Here is a 19,776-nt window from a genome sequence, read left to right as displayed (position 1 = left end):
CTCTACCGGAAATTTAGGACATAGGTCCCCGCGCTTCGCCTGACACAAAGATAGCGGCGGGTCGATTCCGAAGAATACGACCCGCCGCCAGTGGTGATTTGTCCGGCAGTCGGTTACTGGAAGATCAGTTCGACCTTGCTGGCCACAAAAGTGCCGTCGTGGTAATCGCCGGTGACACGGACGTTTCGGCTCATTTCATTCAGATATGAGTAGAGTTGCGTCCGATTGATCGAGATGCCTTGCGGCCCCTTCAGCGCTGCTCCATCGCCGAGTTGAACGTGGAGCGTGTCAGGAGCATCGAATCCATTGGATTCGGCGACCGCGATATCGAAGGTTCCGGCTTCGGCGTTCGGGTTGGACGACGAGCCGCGGGCGACTTCGAGAACCACGGGATCAGGCATCACGGTGATGGATGTGATGGTGAACTCGGGGCCGGGAAGGCTGGCCTTACCGGCGATGTTGAGGGTCTTCGACTTCTGATCGATCAGGGCGAAGAAGTCATCGTAGCTGATGGTTTGCTCGTTCTCGTCGCGGAACACGGTGTTCGCGGTTACGGTCAGGTGGACGGCCGTGCTCTTGGAGAGGTCGAGTCCCGACACCTGGCTGGCCAGGAAGTCAAACGCTCCGCCGGTCGAATCAGGATTCGAGGTGGTGCCTTTAGCGGTGAAGTTCACCGCAGCATCGACCTTGTACTCGATTCGGGAAGCGACGAGGACGTTCGTATCCTGGTTGAAGGCACCCTTCACGGTGACGGTTCGGGCTTTCTCAGTTAGGAGCGAGAAGAACTGGTCGACGGTGGTCACGACTCCGTTCGGACCCTTGATCGCAACATCCGGAGAGAGTTGAACCTGTACGGTTCCGGTGAGGTCGTGCATGCCTTCGTTTTCAGTCATAGCCAGGTCGAAGGTCTGTGTGTCGGCGTTCGGGTTGGACGTTCGTCCAGCAGCCTCGGCGGAGCCAAACTCGGCCTCGTTCTCCACGTGGGCGGACTTGGCGGCGATGGTGTTCGAACCGTCGTCGTACGTTCCTTCGAGGTCAACGTTGGCGTGCGATCCGGCGGCGGCAAGAGCGCTGAAGAATTGGTCTTTAGTCAGCGTGATGCCGTTCTTACCGCGGAAGACGGTGGTGCCGTCGGTCGTGACCGAAACGGTATCGCCCTTCGGCGCAAAGCCCTTGGTGTACTTCGGCGCGAGGTCGAAACTACCGGCGTCGGCGTTCACGTTCGAGGCAAGACCGATCGCCTTGGCCATCTGCTGCTCCTGGTTGGAACTGATGAAATGAACGATATTGGCTTTGAGAGTGTTGGTTGTAGGGTCGAATGCGCCGAAGATGGACGCGGCTCGGCCGCTTGTGAGACCAGCGGAATCGCCTTCACCCACGATGTCGGTCGTGTCGTCCGTGGAGACCTTGATGGTGCCACCGGTTCGGAGAGTCAGGTCGAACGTTTGGTTTGGAGCCGTCCCGGCGAGGTTGCCGATGACACCATTGAACTCAAATCGCTCGTGTCGCGAGCTATCTTCCAGGCCGGTGCCGTCGTGGTTGCGAAGGACTGGGGTGATGACTCCATTGACGACATCCCAATTTTTGAGGTCAAAGTCGACGACCACCTTAGTCGAACCTGGCATAGTCACGACCGGTGAAAGGTTGAGGGCGAGGTTCGAATGGCCCGCGCCGTTATCCAGCGAGTCGGGGAAGGTGGCGGTGGAAGGCGCTCCTGATCCGGTGGCGACGAGATTCACGGTCTTGTCGACTTCGAACTGAATCTTGGTGTAGGTGCCGGCCGGAACTTGGCCTGGGGCGAGGAGCAGAAACTTGCTCGCGCCGTCGTTGAGCTGGCGAAGGTTGACAGTCAACCCTTCGGCGCTTTCGAAGAGGGTGACGCCAGTGTCGCCATCGCCCTTCAGCTCGGCTTTGTAGAGCTTGACCCAGACGCCCGAATAGTTGGTCGAGGCGTCGTCGGTGATGAACAAATTGAATGAGTTTGATAGGCTCGATCCTGCTCCGCCGCCACCGCAACCAATCAGGGTCGCGATGAAGGCGACGAATAAGACTATCCGCGTCAAAAGTGGTAGGTACGGTCGCTTCATCTGAAAGTCGCTTTCCGCGCGACCAGCTTTTGTACCCCCGCATTTCTAGCCGAATTTCAACCATTTGTCCCACTTTTGGCAAATGTGGTACGCCATTTGCACGGCGGCTTCAGGTTCACTTGGAACCCCGAAAGAGTCAATTTCGATATAATTGTTGGAATGAGTTTCGTCACGGCGGCTCTGTGCGGACTAGCGGTTGCTCGGCAATCGGCGGCCCCGCAGAAGATCTGGCAGGGATTCGGCGTCAATATTCACTTCACCGAGCCCCACCCTGGAGAGATAGAGCTCATGCAGGCGGCCGGCATCAATTACGTGCGGACCGACTTCACCTGGGAAGCGACGGAGAAGGCGGCGGGTCAATACGATTTTTCGGCTTATGACCGACTCTTGGCGCGGCTAAAGCCCGCCCACATCCGCCCGCTTTTCATTCTCGACTACGGGAATTCGATCTACGAACAGGGCGCGCCGAAAACGGTGAAGGCGCAGGATGCCTATGCAGCTTGGGCGGCGGCGGCCATCGCCCATTACAAGGGCGAGGAGATTGTGTGGGAAATCTGGAACGAGCCCAACATCAGCCAGTTTTGGAAACCGCAACCGGACCCGTCGAGCTATGCGATGCTGGCGCTGAAGGCGGCAAAAGCGATGCGAACCGCCGATGCCAACTGCCGGATCATCGGTCCTGGGGTTTCGACCATCGACATGCCATTCTTGAAGGCGGTTTTGACGCCCGAACTGTTGGGGCTGATCGATGGAGTATCGGTCCACCCGTATCGCAGCGGCGGACCCGAAACGGTGGTGAAGGACTACGAGAAGGTTCAGGACCTGATTCACTCGGTGGCTCCCAAGGGGCGCGAAGACATGCCGGTGGTCTGCTCGGAGTGGGGCTATTCGACCTATAAGGGCGGCAATGTAAACGAGGACCGGCAGGCGATGTACCTGGCCAAACTGTGGCTGTTGAGTGCGGCGGCGGGCAGTCCGGTTTCGATTTACTACGATTGGAAGGACGATGGCGACGACGCGCGGAACTCCGAGCATCGGTTCGGAATCGTGCGTTCCAACCTGAAGCCGAAGCCGGCGTTTGATGCGGCTCGATTGGTTCTGAAAGCGTTCAAGGGCTGTTCAGTGTTTCGACGCATGGAGAAGAAGGACCCGCTGAGTTGGGTCGTGGTCGGAGCGGGGGACGGCAAGATGGTACGGGCCCGCTGGTATCAGAAGCTGGGTGGCTTGCCGAAATTTGAAGCGTACGACATGGCAGATAAGTCCAACCGGGTCCTGTATAACCAGATCATCGAGGATTCGACGTCGATCGCCTCGAATGATACGGTCGCGCCGCCAAAGACGGGAAGCGGAGGCGACTCGAGCCTTGCGACCAATCCTCCGAAGAGCGTCCCTGGCAGTGCCGTGACGCAATTGAGTTTGGCTTTTGCGCCGCCGATCGACGACGAAGGTTGGTGTGCCGTCATCACCAAACCGGCGGGAACGACGCCTTCGAAGGTGGAGTTTCGATATGACCGCAAGACCAGCGGCGCCAAGGTGACGTGTTTTGCCACGGCGAATGCGGATCGGACGGTGGAACCCTTGGCCGACTCCGATGCTCAGACGATGATTACCGCATTGGTGGGCGGTCAAAAGGTCGGCGATTATTCGGTTCAGCTTGTGAAGATGGTGACCGACGATCTAGAGTTTCGAACCTATAATGGGACGGAATTTGAGAAGGGCATGATGACCGCAGGCGTGACCGGAGCGGCAGCGAGCTACTCCCTGGAAGCGGGGTCGGCGGGCTGCGGATTCATGGCCAGTAAAGAGATGGAGATTCCCGACGGAGCGAAGCGCTTTGTGATTTGGGTGAAGCCGGATGGGTCGAACAATCCTCTCTTTGTTCGGGTGAAGGACGCGTCGGGGGGGATTTTCCAGATTCCGTTAGGCACGCTGGGAAGCGAAACCGACCGGAACGGCTGGCGGGTGTACATCGCTTCGCTGGCGGACCTGACCGCGCAAGCGTCGATCTCGGGTGGTGGCGCGCCGCAGGGCAAGCTGACATGGGACCATTTCTTGTTTGTCGAGGCTGCCGACAAGAGCCGGGCGACAAGCGGGAAGATCGAGTTCGGGCCCGCGGCCTACGAGTTTTGAGGCATCTCGTAGAATAAAGGTGATGGCGCAGGTTTCCGGGCAGGCATCGGGTTGGAAGGCGTTTCGAGCCTTCCTCGAGATGATCAAATTCGAGCACTCGATTTTCGCCTTGCCGTACGCCATGATCGCGATGATTTGGGCGTCGCCGAGCGGGTGGCCCGGTTTGCGCGTTTTCCTATTGATTCTGGTGGCAATGGTGAGCTGTCGCACGGCGGCGATGACCTACAATCGGATCGCTGATCGTGACATCGACGCGAAGAACGACCGGACGAAGATGCGGGCGATTCCGTCTGGTTTATTAAGTTTAAGAACCGTAAACCTATACTTTTACGCGTCGATCATCTTGTTTCTAGGCGCGGCAGCGATGCTGAACTCGCTCACGCTTATTCTTTCGCCCATTGCCTTGTTCGTCACGATTTTCTATTCAAGGACGAAGCGGTTCACATGGCTTTGCCACTACTGGCTCGGCCTTTCGTTGGGCATCGCACCGTCCGCCGCTTGGATCGCCGTGAAGGGCGATCTCAGTTGGCCGCCGATCTTCCTGACGTTGGCGGTGCTGCTCTGGACGGCCGGATTCGACATCATTTATGCCCTTCAGGACGAGGAGTTTGACCGCGAGAATGGCTTGCGGTCGATTCCGGCTCGGTTCGGTCGGAAGACGGCCCTGATCGTCAGCCGACTGTCGCACTTGTTCGCAGTCGTGTTTTTGGTCCAGGCGTTCGCCATGGAGCCGATCACCTGGGTCGGTTGGCTTGGGGTGATTTTTGCGGGCGTAATGCTGACTTATGAGCAGTCCTTGGTGAAGCCGAACGACCTTTCGCGTGTAAACTTTGCCTTCTTCACCCTGAACGGGTGCATTTCGGTCGGCGTCTTTGTCTTCGTTCTCATCGACCGACTGATTCGATAAATTTCGCTATGTTATTAGGTCGCACCAATGCCAGTTATCCGAGGGTTTGGGCCTCGTTGGCCGTCTCGCCGGAGACGTCGCCAGGGGATTTAGCTGTGGCGGCTCGCGATCTGGGCGTGCCGATGGACATCTCGTCGCAACCGGCCCTGTGGGGCGGATTTCTGCGCGGCGGGACTGACGTTTTGGTTCAGCGAAGCACCTCGCAGTACGAGCGGGCGACCAGCCAGGACCACGCCACGGACCTGATTCAGGCGCACCTGATCGAGGTTTTGTCAGCGGTCGGGCGAGAGATGGTCGACTTTTATTTTCTGCGCGTGCGGCGGGTGGTCGAGGAGTTTCAGATCAACGGCGCGTTGGCGGCGTTGGAGTTTGCGAAGCAGGAAGGGCATATCCGTCACCTCGGATTGTTTGCCGAGGGCTCGGCGCTGGCGGTTCAGAGCCTGTGGCAGTTCCACGACGCCTTTGAGGTGGTCCTTTTGCCGGAAGATCAGTCGTCGCTCCGGACGATGGCGAGCGAGCGGCGCGTCGGGGTCGTTTCCTTGCTGGCGCGAGACGCCGACCTCCCGGGCGGCGAAGAAACCTGCCTCGCTACCGTGAGTACGCAGGCTCAGGTTTCGGCCCTGGGCGAGTTTTTGGGAGCCCCGGCATGATCTTCAAGGCGATGGTGGTTCCGCTCGTGCTGATCATCTGCTTCGGCGGTGGGTTTGTCGCGATGACCAAGCCGTTCAACCTGAAGGCGACATCGATCATCTTTGCCCTGGCGCTTGGCGTGCTTGCCTACGGTTACACGCGCGGAGTGTTCAAACTCGTGGCGGCGGGCGTGATCCTCACTTCGCTCTTCCTGCTGTTTTCCGGGAAGCTTAAGCGATGAAGGTCGCGGTGGTCGGGGCCGGAATTTCCGGCATGCAATCCGCCCGTCTGTTGGAAGCGATGGGTTGCGACGTCACGGTTTTCGAGGCCAGGGATCGGATCGGTGGTCGCTTGGAGACCGTGCAAGAGGGGGAAGCCATCTATGAGGCAGGCGGAGAATGGATCGATGCCGATCAGCCGCGTCTGCATGGATTGGTCAATGCCTTGCAGGGTCGGTTGGATGAGGCGGTTCGCGAACCGGCGCTCGCTATTTATAAGGGCGAGGTGCGGCGAACGGACGACCTCTGGCAAGATTTGGTGGAAGACGAAACCGCGGTCGAACTGTCGGCTCGAGCCTTGGCCCGAGAACTGGAGCTTCCAGCCTGGAAGAATTCTAAGTTCGCAAAGTACGATAACCTCGACCTTGCGTCGTTCCTTCGCCAAAACTGCCAAAGCGAGCGCGGCTTCTGGTGGATGAACGCAAACCTTCGGAGCGACGAAGGCGAGGATCTGGAGCGAATCGGGCTCCTCGGGTGGTTGAGCGGCTACGTCCACTATATCGACCGCGAGAATCTTAATCGGGGCGAGAGCGAAATGAGCGCTTATCGGACCCCTTTGGGCTTTTCGTCTCTATTGGAGTCGATGAAAGCGGCTTTGGCGGGCGAGGTTCGGTTAGGTCGCGTTTTGCAGCGCGTCGCTCAGAGCGACGGCAAGGTCACCCTTCAGTTCGACGATGAGTCGTCGGAGGAGTTCGATCGCGTCGTTCTGACCTTGCCACCACCGTGCCTGGAGCATGTCGTGTTCGATCCGCCCTTGCCATCGGCTAAGCGATGCGCCGTCGAGGCGTGTGGGATGAGCCGCGCGATCAAAATCGCCCTTCAGTTCAAAAAGCCCTGGTGGACAGAGCGAGGATTTTGCGGTCGCTTCCATTGCGACGGCGCGCTACAGCAGATGTGGGATGGTACCAGGGGTGGCTCACCGGTGTTGACTGCCTATATTTGCGGTGAGCGAGCGGTCGAGTGGACCTCGCTTCCTGACCCGATTTCGGCGGCGGCGTACGAGTTGGGCCAGTACTTCCCAGAAGCCAAGGACTTCTTTGACGGAGGGTGGCTCCACGACTGGATTCATGACCCTTATTCGCGTGGAGCTTTCAGTCATTATCGACCAGGATATGTGCTCGAACATTCACAAAACATGATCGTTCCGTTTGACCGGGTCCACTTCGCGGGCGAGCATACGGCCACGTGGGTAGGTTTTATCGAGGGTGCGCTAGAGAGCGCGGAGCGCGTCGTAGCGGAGGTTAAAACATGCGAACAAGGTACATGAACTTTGAGTGGTGGCGGACCAAGCTGCCAAGCCAAATGGTGGTCGAAGACGGTCGGGTGGTGATCGCTCCGACGATCGACGAGGTCATGCACCCGGACGATGAGGTAGTGGACTGCGGGGGCAAGATTCTATTGCCCGGATTCATCGATGCGCACTGCCACATCTTGCCGACCGGGCTCGATCTGATGAAATTAGATTTGGTCGCCCATTCGACTCGGGAAAGTATTCTCGACGCCGTCCGCGACCGGCACCGCGAGCAACCCGACGGTTGGCTCTTGGCCGTGCAATACGACAACAACAAGTTTCTCGACGGTGCGCACCTAACCCGGGACGACCTGGATGCGATTTCTCCGTCTCGGCCGATCCTGTTGCGGCACTATAACGGGCACTGTAGTATCGCCAATTCGGAAGCCCTGCGCCTGGCGGGCGTGGCGGAAGACGTGCCCAATCCGTCGGGTGGCGAATTTGTTCGAGACGATTCGGGGCGGCTGAACGGGGTGCTTCTGGAGGATGCTCATGAGGTGGTTTGGGCGGCAACGCCAAAGCCGAACTTGGACGAGATGGTCGAGGCGATTTTGGAGGCCGGCAACAAGATGGCCGACCTCGGCATCACCTGCGCGTCGGATATGATGACGGGGCGTTTTGATCTACTAAATGAACTGAAAGCTTATCAAATCGCGGCTTCTCGCGGGTGCAGGGTGAGGACGCGGCTATATGTTCAGTGGCGCGACGTGTTCGGGCCGAAGGGCATCGGATTAGAGCGATTCCGCGAACTGGCGGCGGGCTTCTCATCGCCGGACCAAACGAGGGTGGCGGGGATCAAGCTCTTCGCCGATGGAGCCATCGGCTCGGCTACGGCGGCTATCTACGGTTCGTATTCAGGGCAACCCGCCAAGGGCCCGGTGATCTCACGGAATGCGGTGGATACCAAGGTCTCGGGGACCAGCGGACAACTGATCTATTCACCCGAAAAGCTGACGGCGATGACGCGGACGGCTTCGGACGCCGGGTATCAGGTGGCGATTCACGCCATTGGCGACTATGCGTCCGACCTGGTGATGGATGCCTTCGAGGCGACCGGCGATCCGTCTCGACACCGCATCGAGCACGCCATGATTCTGAGTGACGAGCAGATTGAGCGACTGGCTCGCCTCGACTGTTTTGTAACATTTCAACCTGAGTTTCTTTTACGATTCGGCCATGTTTACCGACGTCAGCTCGGTGACGCAGTCGCGTCGAAGCTGGAGCGGACGCGATCGGTTTTGGATGCGGGTCTCAAGCTAAGCTTGAACTCGGATCGCCCGATCGTACCGGGCGATCCGATGGATGGGATTCGGACGGCTTCGTCTCGCCTCGATGGCTTCGATCCGGCGGAGAACTGCACGTTGGAAGAGGCGATTCTTGGCTACACGGTGGCGGGGGCCGAGGTGAACGGCGATCACGGGCTGATGGGTTCGCTGGAAGCTGGAGAAGTGGCCGACTTTCAGCTTCGCGACGACATGTAGGACCGAAGAAATGGAAGCATGGGTCAACTGGGACCCGCCGTACTCCCCCGATTCCCTCGTTCCTCGGTCATCGACCCCTCTGTCAACAAAGGGGTAGCTTGGTCTGTCGACTTATCCTTGTGCGCGGGGAGGCAACCTTTTTCTTGGTTTGCCGACTGAAAATTGGCGGTTTCTGAAGCCTGCAAAGCGAAGCCGAAAAGCCCTGACTTATGTCATACTCTTATATGGCTTCATACCGCGAAGGTCTCAGTTTTGACGACGTTCTTTTGATTCCCGCCAAAACCGAAGTTCTGCCCAGCGAAGTTGACTTAGGATCCCAATTACTACCTGGAATTCGGCTCAATGTGCCGATCATTTCCGCCCCGATGGACACCGTTACCGACGCCCGGTTGGCCATCGGCATTGCCCGAGAAGGCGGCGTTGGCGTGCTTCACCGCACCATGAGCATCGACGAGCAGGCCGCCGCCGTCGACCGCGTGAAACGATCCGAGAGCGGCGTTATCACCAAGCCGTTCAAACTCACCGCCGAAGAGACTCTGCAGGACGCCGTCAACTTGATGGAGCGCTACCATATCTCCGGCGTGCCCATCGTCGACGCCGAAGGAAAGCTGGTAGGAATTCTCACCAACCGCGACATCCGATTTGAGACGGACTATACGCAAGCCATCCGCCTTCGCATGACCTCGCAGGATTTGATTACGGCCGCTGAGGGCACGACCTTGGACCAGGCTCAGCAGATTCTCGCCGAGAACCGAATCGAAAAACTGCCGATCGTGGATTCCGGCGGATTCCTGAAAGGACTGATCACGATCAAGGACATTTTGAAGGTGCAACAGCATCCGTATTCGACCAAGGACGCCAAGGGGCGGCTGGTGGTCGGAGCCGCGATTGGCGCGCTTCGCGAGCCGTATGAGCGAGCGAAGGCTCTACATGACGCAGGTGTGGACTTCGTGGTGATCGATGCGGCGCATGGCCATTCGAAGGGCGTCATGAACTGCCTGAAGATGCTGAAAACAAAACTGCCCGACCTCATGGTGATCGCAGGAAATGTGGCGACGGCGGCGGGTGTGCGAGCCCTGCACGAGCTAGGGGCGGATGCCCTCCGAGTCGGTATCGGCGCGGGTTCGATCTGTACCACTCGCGTGGTGGCGGGTGTTGGCGTTCCTCAATTTACGGCGGTGCGAGACTGCGCCGAGGAGGCTCAGAAGCTGGGCATCCCGACCATTGCTGACGGTGGAATTCGCTCGTCGGGCGATGTAGTGAAGTGCTTGGCCGCCGGGGCCGACGCGGTTATGATGGGCAACATGTTTGCCGGGTGCGAAGAAAGCCCAGGCGAGATCGAAATCTACCGCAACCGAGCGTACAAGGTTTACCGGGGCATGGGCTCGGTGGGCGCGATGAAGTCGGGCTCCAGCGACCGATACATGCAGATCAAGGAGTCGGGCGCGGTGATCGTGCCGGAAGGCGTCGAGGGACGCGTGCCGTTCAAAGGTGCGCTGAAGGATACGATGGCTCAGCTCGTCGGCGGAATGCGAAGCGGCTTTGGCTATGTCGGCGCCGGTTCGCTGGCCGAACTGCACGAGCACGCGGAGTTTATGAAGATCACCGGCGCGGGTCTGCGCGAGAGCCATCCGCATGATGTCCAGATCACGAAGGAACCGCCGAACTATTCGTCGCCGTTCACGAGTAGCGAAGCGGACTAGTGGAGACTTCGGGGGAGAATCCCAGTATTGCGTCGTCAATTCTCGGTTTCACTCCACTGAACCAACCGTTCTTCGAAGGTCAGCCTGACTTGGGTCACTGAGCGACACGCAATCGAGACTAGGCAATCCCTCCCGACCTCGTGTCAATTTTGACAATCTGCCAGTCGCCCTCTACACATTTAACGGTAATCGTGTGGATCAAGTCATAGTATCCGTAACTCTCATTGAGTACAAATACAACCTGATTCAGACCAAACTTCTGAGAACTCTCAATATGTAGCCAGTGGCCGTACAAGAATTCTGCGTGCCAGGTCCTCTTGTCATCATCTGGGAACCAGTAGACGGGACCTGCCGCGGCGTTGAGTTCCACGGGAGTCACGAGCGGTGGGTAGGTAAAGCAGAGGTTTTGAATTGCCATACTGCGATAAATGGCAAATGGTATGAGGGCTGCCTGAAGTGCGAGATTGTCGCCCGTGGCCGGTTTGGCCATCGGGCTTTTGTCGATGCCATCTGGAATTCCGTCTCCGTCCGTATCAGGGTTGTTAGGGTCGGTGCCAATCCACTGTTCCACGATGTCAGTCAAACCGTCGCTATCGGAATCTTTCTTTAGCTTTGAATCGGGTCCGTATGCCTGAGTCCAATCGCGAGCCTTGGCATACGCCTTGATCTCCGCCGCTCGCTTCTCTTCGTCGTCCGTTGGGTTGATTGGGTAGCGTTGCGTCACCGCGTTCGTCATTCCGGTGAACACTGGATCGCTCCACTGCTTCCCGTCCCATCTCACAACCCAAAGGTCTTCTGGTGAACCAAGGCCGTCCCACGCCACAAGCGCAAGCTTCTCTCCATCGTCAGGCAAAACTCGATCGAGGATATGAAAACCCCGACCGTTATCGGATTTCAATGCGGACCGACCCGCAATAGGAGAGAGAACGCGCTTACCGGACGAGAAAGCGTCGATTGCTCTCTTCACGCTTTTTCGACGGATCGATACGAGACCCGAAAAGAGTTGGATCACTGGTTCACGACTTTTGCACTCTTTGATTGCTTTTACGAGAGCTTCAACCGCTTTATCGTCGCCAATCTTTACCAAGCCATTTGCGGACGGAACAGGTTCCGTGAGGATGGATGACTCGAAGCATGACCGGAACTGGTTTGGACTCTTTTGCTGGGCCATCCAGTCGAGATAGGTATGGGCCTCGTAGCGCGAGTTGATGTCCTTCCGCGAGATTTGCAGCAATTGAACCACTTTCTTGCCGTCGCTTGGTTTTGCCATCTCGCAAAGATAGTGGGACCACCAGATTCGGTGCAAAGACTCTTCGTGACTGACCGAAGCAGCCGGCTTGCTCAGGAGAGCGTAAAGCCGGTTAAAGGCAGTTTTGCCGTACTTCGCAATTTCCTTGGCGTCAGACTGGTGAAAATTGTCAGCTCTCCAGATCAACGTATTAAGTCGGTCGCCACTTGAAAACACTAAGGCGGCGGCGAAAAGAGCAATCATCGGCACAACTCTAAACCGAAGCAACAGTTTTGGCAAGCCTAGTCTCGGGCGGATGCGAAAGTTATAGGAACCGACGCACTTTCGAGTCGGTAAGGTCTTATCAAATGCGCGAGTTCCTGACCTTCTTCGTCAAACAATTGCAGGCGTCGATTTTCGCGCTATTCATCTTCAGCATGCTCGCGGTGTCGCATTGGCAACACGTGATGCCCCGGTACGACTTCATGCTCGCCGCGTGCCTGGCCATGCAGGTCTACATGGTGTGGAGCAAGCTGGAGACCAAGAAGGAGTTGGTGGCGGTGACGGCCTTTCATGGCGTTGGTCTAGCCCTCGAACTGTACAAAGTAAGGCATGGATCATGGACTTATCCTGAATTTGCCTACACTAAGTTTTCGGGCGTGCCGCTCTACTCGGGGTTTATGTACGCCAGCGTAGCGAGCTACGTCTTCCAGGCGTATCGGGTGTTCGGGCTTGAGTTTACGCGGATGCCGCGCAAGGCTTGGGCGTTGCTGGGAGTCGGGCTGATCTACATCAACTTCTTCACGGCAAAGACGTTTGGCGACAATCGCATTTGGATCATCCTCGCGCTATTGGCGATGTTTCTGCCCAGCCAAGCACACTTTACGTGTCGAGAGGGGCGCTTCCGAATGCCGATGCCTGTCGCCTTTGGGCTCATCGGATTCTTCGTGTGGGTTGGCGAAAACCTGTGTACTTACCTCGGGGCGTGGCTCTATCCGCATCAGATGGATGGCTGGGAGCTTGTGGGCGCGACCAAGATCGTGAGTTGGTCGATGATGGTGATGGTGGCATTCGTGCTGATCTGGACGTGGAAGGAACGGGGGGAGGAGCGCGAGGCGCTAGTGGCTGGCTAGGTTTGCTCCTTTGCTCTTGGGCTTGGACCGATGATCGCCCGCTAACTATTCGAGCGGACGATCATTTTGAATACGGTTACTCCTTAATCGGAGTAATTTTGTAGACGCCGTTCTCGATGACGTAGCTCGCTCCGACGGCTTTGAGGAGGTTCGTGAGGCATTCATCAAAGGGGACTCGGTCCAACTTGGTGGTGACGTGGCCATTGACCTTGTCTTCGAGTTTCAACTGGTGTTTTGTATCCCGAAAGATCACGCGGAGGGCTTCGCGAACGTCCACATCGTGCAGATCGATGGAAACCAAGGCATCCGACACTACAACCGAGTTGATAGGTGCTTTCGAGTTGGGGGCCAAGGATCCGACTTTGTCGAAATAGACCAAGGTGCGAACACCATTATTCGAACCGGCAGGTGCAGCGAGGCCCGGCAACGTCGGAGCGTCGGAGCCCGGCGTGGCGTGAGCCCAACCCTTTCCACCAACCGGCTTCGGCGGTTCTGAACCGGGTTTTGCGGTCGGCGTTGGAGCGGTCTTACCGGGAATAAACGGGTCGCTTCCTTTCGGTGTTGGCGTCGAAACAGGAGTGCCGGGCTGATGGAACGGGTCGCTGTCTCCTGGCTTGGTCGCAGGCGCGGCTTTCCCTCGAATCGGGTCACCCGCGGGCTTGGGAGTGGGCGCCATTGCGGGAGCCGTCGCTCCAGGCTTTGCTTGGGGCGGAGTCGGCGTGGCACCACCAGGAATGATGAAACCGGGAACCGATTTCGGCGCGGCGGGAGCAGGCTGAGTCGCAGGTTCCCCTGGCATTCCGGGGACACCTTTGGGTGCGGCGGCGGCAGGGACTCCGCGGGCCGGGGCGAGAGCGGGTGCATTTGGCGCTTGAGCTGGAGCGGGAACGCCTTTAACGGGAACGACGGCCGGAGCCGGTGGAATCGCCTTACCCTTCACGACCACTGGCTTGAGCCGTTTGCCTTTGGCCAGGACCGGTTTGGTCGACGACTTACCGGATGGCTTGCCCTGGACCACCACAGGTTTGAGGCTGCCGGAAGCCTTTCCGGTCACGACTTTGGGAGTCGATTTAGACTTGTTTTTGCTCTGCGGCGTCGCTTGGGCAAGTTGATAGAGTGGGAGGAGCCCCACGACGGCGAGGGCAAGGGCGACGGTCGCCGTCTTGCGCAGGGGTGTCGATTGAGATTTGAAGTGCTTCATGGCTTCGAGTCTTCGATGGATGGAGCGATAGGATTCGCTCATCGTTAGGGCTCCGGGTGCGAGGGGGCCGCGCGTAACCACCGTCGCCCGCAAGAGCATTTCTGCGTAGGTCGGGACAGGTACGGCCGCCAGCTTCGCGGCGTACTCGTCGGTTGCCGATTCATGGTCGAGACGGGCGCACCGTGCGGCGAGCCAGACGACCGGATTGAAAAAGAGCAGGGTTTGGACCAGCCAAAAGTAGACGAACCACACGGCGTCTCGACGTCCCAAGTGGGCAAACTCGTGGGCGAGCATCAGGCGGACATCGGCGAGTCCCTCAGACTCCAAAAGGCTGGTGGGCAGGATCACGGTCGGACGACGAAGCCCGACGAGCAGTGGAGATGCGATGTCTCCCGACTGGAGGATCGGAATTCGGTTTCTGGGGCCGAGGAATTCTTCGGCGAGGGCTTGGATGCTCGCCGGAACTAGTTCGGCCTTATGAATCAAGCGACGAACTCGAAAGGCTCCCGTAAGGGCCACGAGGCTCAGAACTCCAATACCAACCAGCCACGTGGTCAGCCACGGATCGACGGTTCTTTTAGGCGCTGGGTAAGTGGTAGTTGTGGCGGCGACGATCGAGGTTGTCTCCTGTGTTGGGATGGTGATGACCGTCGTTGGTTCCACAGCTTTTGCGGGAAGCACGGCCAACGTTACGACCGCGAAGGGAAGCAGAACGATGAGCGGCTTGAGGAATGCCAAACGCCAGATCCACGCTTTGGTGTTAGCCGGAATCGCCGGGACAAGGCGAAAGACCAACCAGACCAACAGGAAGACGACGCTGGTCTGCAACGCGGCGGAGAGAAGGAATTCAGGGTTCATTTCGCCTCTCGTCCAACTGCCGGACCAGTTCTTTCAGCTTCGCAAGCTGTTCGTCATCGACCTCGGCCCGGCGGCCCAGGTATGCCACGAGCGGCGTCACCGAACCGCCCAAGATTCCGTCGACAAAATCCTCCACAAAGCCTTCGAACAAGTTCGAATCTTGGTCGGCGGGGCGGTAGCGGAACACGCCATCAACCTTCGTCCGCTGTAGAAAACCCTTTTGCCGAAGCCGCTCCATCATGTTGAGGGCGGTGTTGCGGGTCTGCCCCTTGGTCGTGGCGAGGTGGTCGCCCACCTCGGTCACGGTCGCGGTGCCCTGTTCGGCGATGAACCGCAGGACCTCGCTTTCGGATCGGCCGATGCTCGGTTTCTTTCTCATAAGCCTTTACCGACATTTGTCGGCAAAGGCATTGTATCACTAAAAACGACAAATGTCGTTAATTGTTTTGCAAATAGTCGTCAATGGCTTTGGCGTGGGCCAAGATTTGCGGATCTTTGGTGCCGGTGGCGAGGGCTTTGTCGATCGACTGTTTTGCTTCGACGACATCGATTCGAGAGCCTTTGGCTTTGCCCCAGAGGAAGGTGACCCAGGCGTACGTGTCGTACGAGTAGATGTCCTTTCGGCTGGCCAGTTCGTGGGTGGCGGCGTGCTGGGCGAGGTCGAGCATTTTGCCGTGTTCGGCTAGGTAGAGGCAGAACATTCGGTCATGGGTATGGCCATTCTTCAGTTGGGCTGGAGTGTGGGGCTTGACGCCAAGATCGATGGTCGATTGGTTTAGCTTTAAGACATATTTCGCGTATAAATCGGCGTCAGACTCATCTCCTTTGGTCCGAGCGGCGTCCTCCATCAAGCCGACCACATCGGTCATGGGAGCGACTTCGTCGAGCTGTTTTCCGTACCACAGGACACCGTCTTTATCTCGTGTCTTGGCACAGAGGCGAGCCATCGCGGCGAGGGCTTTCCAACTCTCGGGGTAGAGGGCGAGGGCCTGCTTGAGTTGCTTGTCGGCCTGGTCGTAGTGGCCATATCGGGTTTGCAATTCGCCAAGTTTCACGTGAAACCAACTAACGGTTGTAGCGGGCAGTTCGTAGTCGGCATCGGCAGTCTGTACGGCCCGAGTCAGCCACATTTCGGCCTGATCGGGATGGCCATACGTTTCTGCTTGCCTCGCCATGAGCGCCATGCCCGCTGGGTCCTTGCGCCAATCCGGGTGAGCGGCGATGCGTTGCCCGGCTTCGTCGTACCGCCCCAGTTCAAAGTCGATGTCGGTCATCGTCCGCTCGGCGGCATCGGCACCGGGTTCGATTGCAAGGGCCGTTTCACAGGCTTGGCGGGCTTCTTCAAAGCGGTGCTGTTCCAGCAACGCATCGGCGATGAGAATGGCAGCTCCGGCATTCCGCGCTTTACGGATGGAGAGCGAACGTTCGGCAGCTTGCTGAGCCTTGATGGCCAGCTTTGGATCTTCCTTCTGTCGGGCCTCGGTTAGGTAAGCCGAGGCAAGCTGACGCCAACCGATTGCCCCTCCTGGATCGCGGCGAACCCGCGCGAGGTTGAAGTCGACCTCATGAGCGGCGAGGGCGGAATCGTAAGGTCGATGGGGGACGGCGGCAGGGGAGGCAGCTTCGGTTCGGCGGGGCCAGACGATGATGACGGACCCGACTCCGACGGCGATCAGGGCAAGATAAGCAAAAGATTTCATAGCGGTTGGGTGGGGCCCCGACTAGCGGGACCCCGTGGGATCAGGGAGTGTCCGGGTGTGAAGCTCTACTGCGGTGCGCCAAGGTAGGGGAATGTCGAGATGAAGTGCTTTCCGCTCGCGTCCACGTTGTCGCTGGTGAGAGTCGGAATCTCCTTTCCGTCATCGGGCGCGAGGCCGAGGGCAGAAACGGTGTTGCCAAACACGATGCCAAGCGAAATGTCGACGACATCGTCGGTCAGCGCTCGTCCGCCAAAGGTGCCGCCGGTCGCGCCACCGGTTTCGTGGCCGAGGTACGAAGCCGGGCCGCTTTGCGAGAGGTCGGCCTTCATGGTGTCGGGAACGAGAACCGAAGTGACCACGTTGGCGGTCGCTTGCGATCGTCCCGCGACCTGAGTCATGAATGTGTTGATGTCATTCTTGAGTTCGTGGAAGTCCTGGTCGGGCTCAGCTTCGTCGTTGATCTTATGGCGATCGTTGGCGACGGTGGCGAAGACCTCGTTGACGACCGGATTGGCGAGGCGGTCGCGCTGAGCGTACACGTTCCCGCTCTTGACGCCGGTCGTGGCCCAGAGGCCGATCACGTTTCCAGTGACGGGAGTCGTGTTCGAGCCGGCGCAACCAGCAAGTCCGAGAACGGCGGCTAGCGACAGAAAAGCAAGATTTCGAATCGATTTCATTAGTTGGTCACCATGGTTTTGGGCAGTTCGACAACGATCGAGATGACGCTGTAGTTGCCGTTAGAAAGGAAGTCGACCGCGGTGCCAGGGGCTCGCCAAGTGGTCGCTTGCGGGTCATTGGGGTTATCGACGGGAACTCCGGTGATTGGAGTTGCTCGGTCTGGGAAGATCGTAAAGAACTGCTCCAGGTCGAAGAAGAACGGGTCTTCGCGCACTCCGGCAAACACCTGCATGCCGTTCGTTGGGCTAAAGGCGTTGTTGAAGTCCCCTGCGACGTCGTAGGGCTTCAGCTTGCCGTTGTTCGTGCCCACGCTGGCGGGAACGGACGGTCCGGCCACCCGAATCTTCTGTCCAGATCCAGTTCCTTCGGCCCAGACCTGAATGACGCGATCTTCGCGGCCGTCGAGGTTGTTGTCGATTTTGAACTGGTAGAGGACGTTCGGGTCCAGGAACGTGCTGTTCTTTGTGCTTGGGGTGATGAGCGGGTTGACGTTCATCACGAGGACCACGTTGTTCGGGTTGTTTGGGCTAGGAAAGATGTAGACGTCGGTAAGGTCGGTGCCAGGCGACTGAGCGATCTGCGGCGTGTCGGCGTGGTCCGAGGCGATAGCCTGGCGAACGCCCAACACGCCCGCAGCGGTCACGAGACCGAGCACGGCGAGAATAGGGACAAACGATTTCTTCATGGATGGTTCTCCGCCTTTGACTGGTGGAAAGGCACTACAATCCCCATGAAACGTGGCGAATCTGAATGAAGGCTGAATGCGACGTGACCGAGCGATGAACTCCGAAAAGAATGGGTCGAAGGTCGGTTTGTGCAAAGATAGGGAAAGGCTCATGAAGCGACGCGATTTTCTCAAAGCCGGCCTCGCGACCGGTGTCTCGGCGATGGCAGGCAATTTATTGGCGAATGAGAACGGGCACCCCTATTCCGTGCCCGACTTCGACCTTGAGGAAAAGACGACCGCCGACCTGCAGAAGGCGATGAAGGAAGGCTCGGAGACGTCCGCGAGCATCACTCAACAGTATTTAGAGCGCATTCATGCCGTCGACCAGAGCGGGCCCAAAACTAACTCGGTGATCGAGTTGAACCCAGACGCGATGGAGATCGCGCAACGCCTCGACGAGGAACGGTCGGCGGGCAAGGTCCGCGGACCTTTGCATGGCATTCCGATTTTGATCAAAGACAACATCGAGACCGGCGACAAGATGATGACGACTGCAGGTTCGCTGGTTTTGGACGGGAACGTCGCCAAGGAAGATGCGTTCATCGTGAAGCGGATGGTCGCAGCGGGCGCGATCATTTTGGGCAAGACGAACTTGAGCGAATGGGCCAACTTTCGATCGACTCACTCGACGAGCGGCTGGAGCGGCCGCGGTGGGCAAACCAAGAATCCCTACGCATTGGACCGCAATCCTTGCGGAAGCAGCTCTGGTTCGGGGGTGGCGGCGTCGGCGAACTTCTGTGCAATCGCGGTTGGAACCGAGACCGATGGCTCGATTGTGTGCCCCTCTACGAACAATGGGTTGGTCGGCGTGAAGCCGACCGTCGGCTTGGTGTCGAGAACGGGCATTATCCCTCTGTCGCACAGCCAAGATACGGCCGGACCGATGGCTCGCACCGTGACCGATGCGGCTCTGTTGCTCGGCGTTCTGGCGGGCAAAGACCCGAATGACTCTGCTTCGAAGGGCTACAAAGGGGCGAGCGACTACCTGAAGTTCTTAAAGCCAGGAGCTCTGAAGGGCGCTCGCATCGGCATTGCGCGGAAGTTCTTCGGTTTCAACGATAAGGTCGACTATATCATGCACGAGGCCATCCTCGTCCTCAAAGAGCTTGGCGCGGTGATGGTCGATCCGGCGGACCTGCCGAGCCACGGAAAATACGACGATACGGAGCTTGAGGTGTTGCTGTACGACTTCAAGCACGACATCGAGGCGTACTTGCGGGCGAGAAATCTGAAGGCGAAAACGCTGGCGGACCTGATCAAGATGAATGACGAAATGAAGGATCGCGAAATGCCGTTCTTCGGTCAGGAGATATTCCATCAAGCTCAGGCAAAAGGGCCGCTGACGGACAAGAAGTACATCAAAGCGTTGGAGCGAAACCATCGGCTTTCTCGGGATGAGGGCATCGACGGCATCATGGATAAGCTTAAGCTGGATGCGATCATCGCTCCCACGGGTGGTCCGGCCTGGACTACCGACTTGCTGAACGGCGACCACTTTACGGGCGGCAGTTCGACCCCGTCGGCAGTGGCAGGATATCCTGCGGTGACTCTCTCAGCGGGCAACGTTCGAGGATTGCCCGTAGGCATCACGTTCTTTGGCCGCGCGTGGAGCGAAGGCAAACTGCTTTCGTACGCCTACGCGTTTGAACGCGCCACTGGACACCGAAAGGCGCCGAAATTTCTTGAGACCGCCATTCGTTAGCTTTTGGCCCAGGCTGCAACCAATCACCCGGCTCGCCTTATA

Annotated in this window: 16 protein-coding genes; 9 read left to right on the top strand and 7 right to left on the bottom strand. The window is 58.3% G+C overall.

Annotated elements, in window-relative coordinates; genetic code table 11:
- Positions 1-113 precede the first annotated feature (113 nt).
- Positions 114-2,087 carry a DUF4382 domain-containing protein gene (locus tag GC165_16810; protein ID MBI1334531.1) on the bottom strand — a complete coding sequence of 658 codons (1,974 nt, stop codon included), beginning with the start codon at positions 2,085-2,087 and terminating at the stop codon, positions 114-116.
- Between the two features lie 159 nt (positions 2,088-2,246).
- On the opposite strand from GC165_16810, the gene GC165_16805 reads away from it, so the two are divergent.
- The 7 genes from GC165_16805 to guaB all read left to right on the top strand — a co-directional run bounded on the left by GC165_16805 (position 2,247) and on the right by guaB (position 10,507).
- Complete coding sequence (locus GC165_16805) at positions 2,247-4,217, top strand: cellulase family glycosylhydrolase (protein ID MBI1334530.1); 1,971 nt, start codon at positions 2,247-2,249, stop codon at positions 4,215-4,217.
- A gap of 22 nt (positions 4,218-4,239) precedes the next feature.
- Positions 4,240-5,124 (top strand): 4-hydroxybenzoate octaprenyltransferase, encoded by an 885-nt coding sequence (locus tag GC165_16800; protein MBI1334529.1) that lies wholly within the window; start codon positions 4,240-4,242, stop codon positions 5,122-5,124.
- 8 nt (positions 5,125-5,132) lie between these two features.
- Positions 5,133-5,774 carry a hypothetical protein gene (locus tag GC165_16795; protein ID MBI1334528.1) on the top strand — a complete coding sequence of 214 codons (642 nt, stop codon included), beginning with the start codon at positions 5,133-5,135 and terminating at the stop codon, positions 5,772-5,774.
- A complete protein-coding gene (locus GC165_16790) occupies positions 5,771-5,995 on the top strand; it encodes a hypothetical protein (protein ID MBI1334527.1) in 225 nt (74 codons plus the stop codon). Before GC165_16795 ends, GC165_16790 begins: the two co-directional genes overlap by 4 nt.
- Positions 5,992-7,299 carry an NAD(P)-binding protein gene (locus GC165_16785; GenBank protein MBI1334526.1) on the top strand — a complete coding sequence of 436 codons (1,308 nt, stop codon included), beginning with the start codon at positions 5,992-5,994 and terminating at the stop codon, positions 7,297-7,299. Before GC165_16790 ends, GC165_16785 begins: the two co-directional genes overlap by 4 nt.
- Positions 7,281-8,804 carry an amidohydrolase family protein gene (locus GC165_16780; protein ID MBI1334525.1) on the top strand — a complete coding sequence of 508 codons (1,524 nt, stop codon included), beginning with the start codon at positions 7,281-7,283 and terminating at the stop codon, positions 8,802-8,804. The genes GC165_16785 and GC165_16780 overlap by 19 nt, the downstream gene beginning before the upstream one ends.
- A gap of 224 nt (positions 8,805-9,028) precedes the next feature.
- A complete protein-coding gene (guaB, locus tag GC165_16775) occupies positions 9,029-10,507 on the top strand; it encodes an IMP dehydrogenase (GenBank protein MBI1334524.1) in 1,479 nt (492 codons plus the stop codon).
- Between the two features lie 118 nt (positions 10,508-10,625).
- Here guaB and GC165_16770 read toward each other — a convergent pair whose 3' ends face one another.
- A complete protein-coding gene (locus GC165_16770) occupies positions 10,626-11,999 on the bottom strand; it encodes a hypothetical protein (GenBank protein ID MBI1334523.1) in 1,374 nt (457 codons plus the stop codon).
- 104 nt (positions 12,000-12,103) lie between these two features.
- On the opposite strand from GC165_16770, the gene GC165_16765 reads away from it, so the two are divergent.
- Positions 12,104-12,868, top strand: a complete 765-nt coding sequence (locus GC165_16765; GenBank protein MBI1334522.1) for a DUF817 family protein — start codon at positions 12,104-12,106, stop codon at positions 12,866-12,868.
- A gap of 76 nt (positions 12,869-12,944) precedes the next feature.
- Here the strand turns inward: GC165_16765 and GC165_16760 are convergent, their stop codons facing one another.
- From GC165_16760 to GC165_16740, 5 genes are all read right to left on the bottom strand, one after another.
- Positions 12,945-14,927, bottom strand: a complete 1,983-nt coding sequence (locus GC165_16760) for a hypothetical protein (protein ID MBI1334521.1) — start codon at positions 14,925-14,927, stop codon at positions 12,945-12,947.
- Entirely contained in the window at positions 14,917-15,306 is a 390-nt protein-coding gene (locus GC165_16755; protein MBI1334520.1) for a BlaI/MecI/CopY family transcriptional regulator, read from the bottom strand. The genes GC165_16760 and GC165_16755 overlap by 11 nt, the downstream gene beginning before the upstream one ends.
- Before the next feature lie 58 nt (positions 15,307-15,364).
- The gene (locus tag GC165_16750) at positions 15,365-16,627 is read right to left on the bottom strand and encodes a tetratricopeptide repeat protein (GenBank protein MBI1334519.1); all 1,263 of its coding nucleotides are present in this window, start codon (positions 16,625-16,627) and stop codon (positions 15,365-15,367) included.
- Between the two features lie 65 nt (positions 16,628-16,692).
- Positions 16,693-17,304: a DUF4331 domain-containing protein gene (locus GC165_16745; protein ID MBI1334518.1), complete on the bottom strand. Its 612-nt coding sequence runs from the start codon at positions 17,302-17,304 to the stop codon at positions 16,693-16,695.
- A complete protein-coding gene (locus GC165_16740; GenBank protein MBI1334517.1) occupies positions 17,304-18,143 on the bottom strand; it encodes a DUF4331 domain-containing protein in 840 nt (279 codons plus the stop codon). The genes GC165_16745 and GC165_16740 overlap by 1 nt, the downstream gene beginning before the upstream one ends.
- On the opposite strand from GC165_16740, the gene GC165_16735 reads away from it, so the two are divergent.
- Positions 18,142-19,734: an amidase gene (locus GC165_16735; protein MBI1334516.1), complete on the top strand. Its 1,593-nt coding sequence runs from the start codon at positions 18,142-18,144 to the stop codon at positions 19,732-19,734. The two genes, GC165_16740 and GC165_16735, sit on opposite strands and share 2 nt — an antisense overlap.
- Positions 19,735-19,776: the final 42 nt, after the last annotated feature.

This window comes from Armatimonadota bacterium (assembly GCA_016125185.1).
Lineage (GTDB): Bacteria > Armatimonadota > Fimbriimonadia > Fimbriimonadales > Fimbriimonadaceae > Fimbriimonas.
Note: the sequence above shows the minus strand (reverse complement) of the source record. Positions and strands in the feature narration are given on the sequence as shown.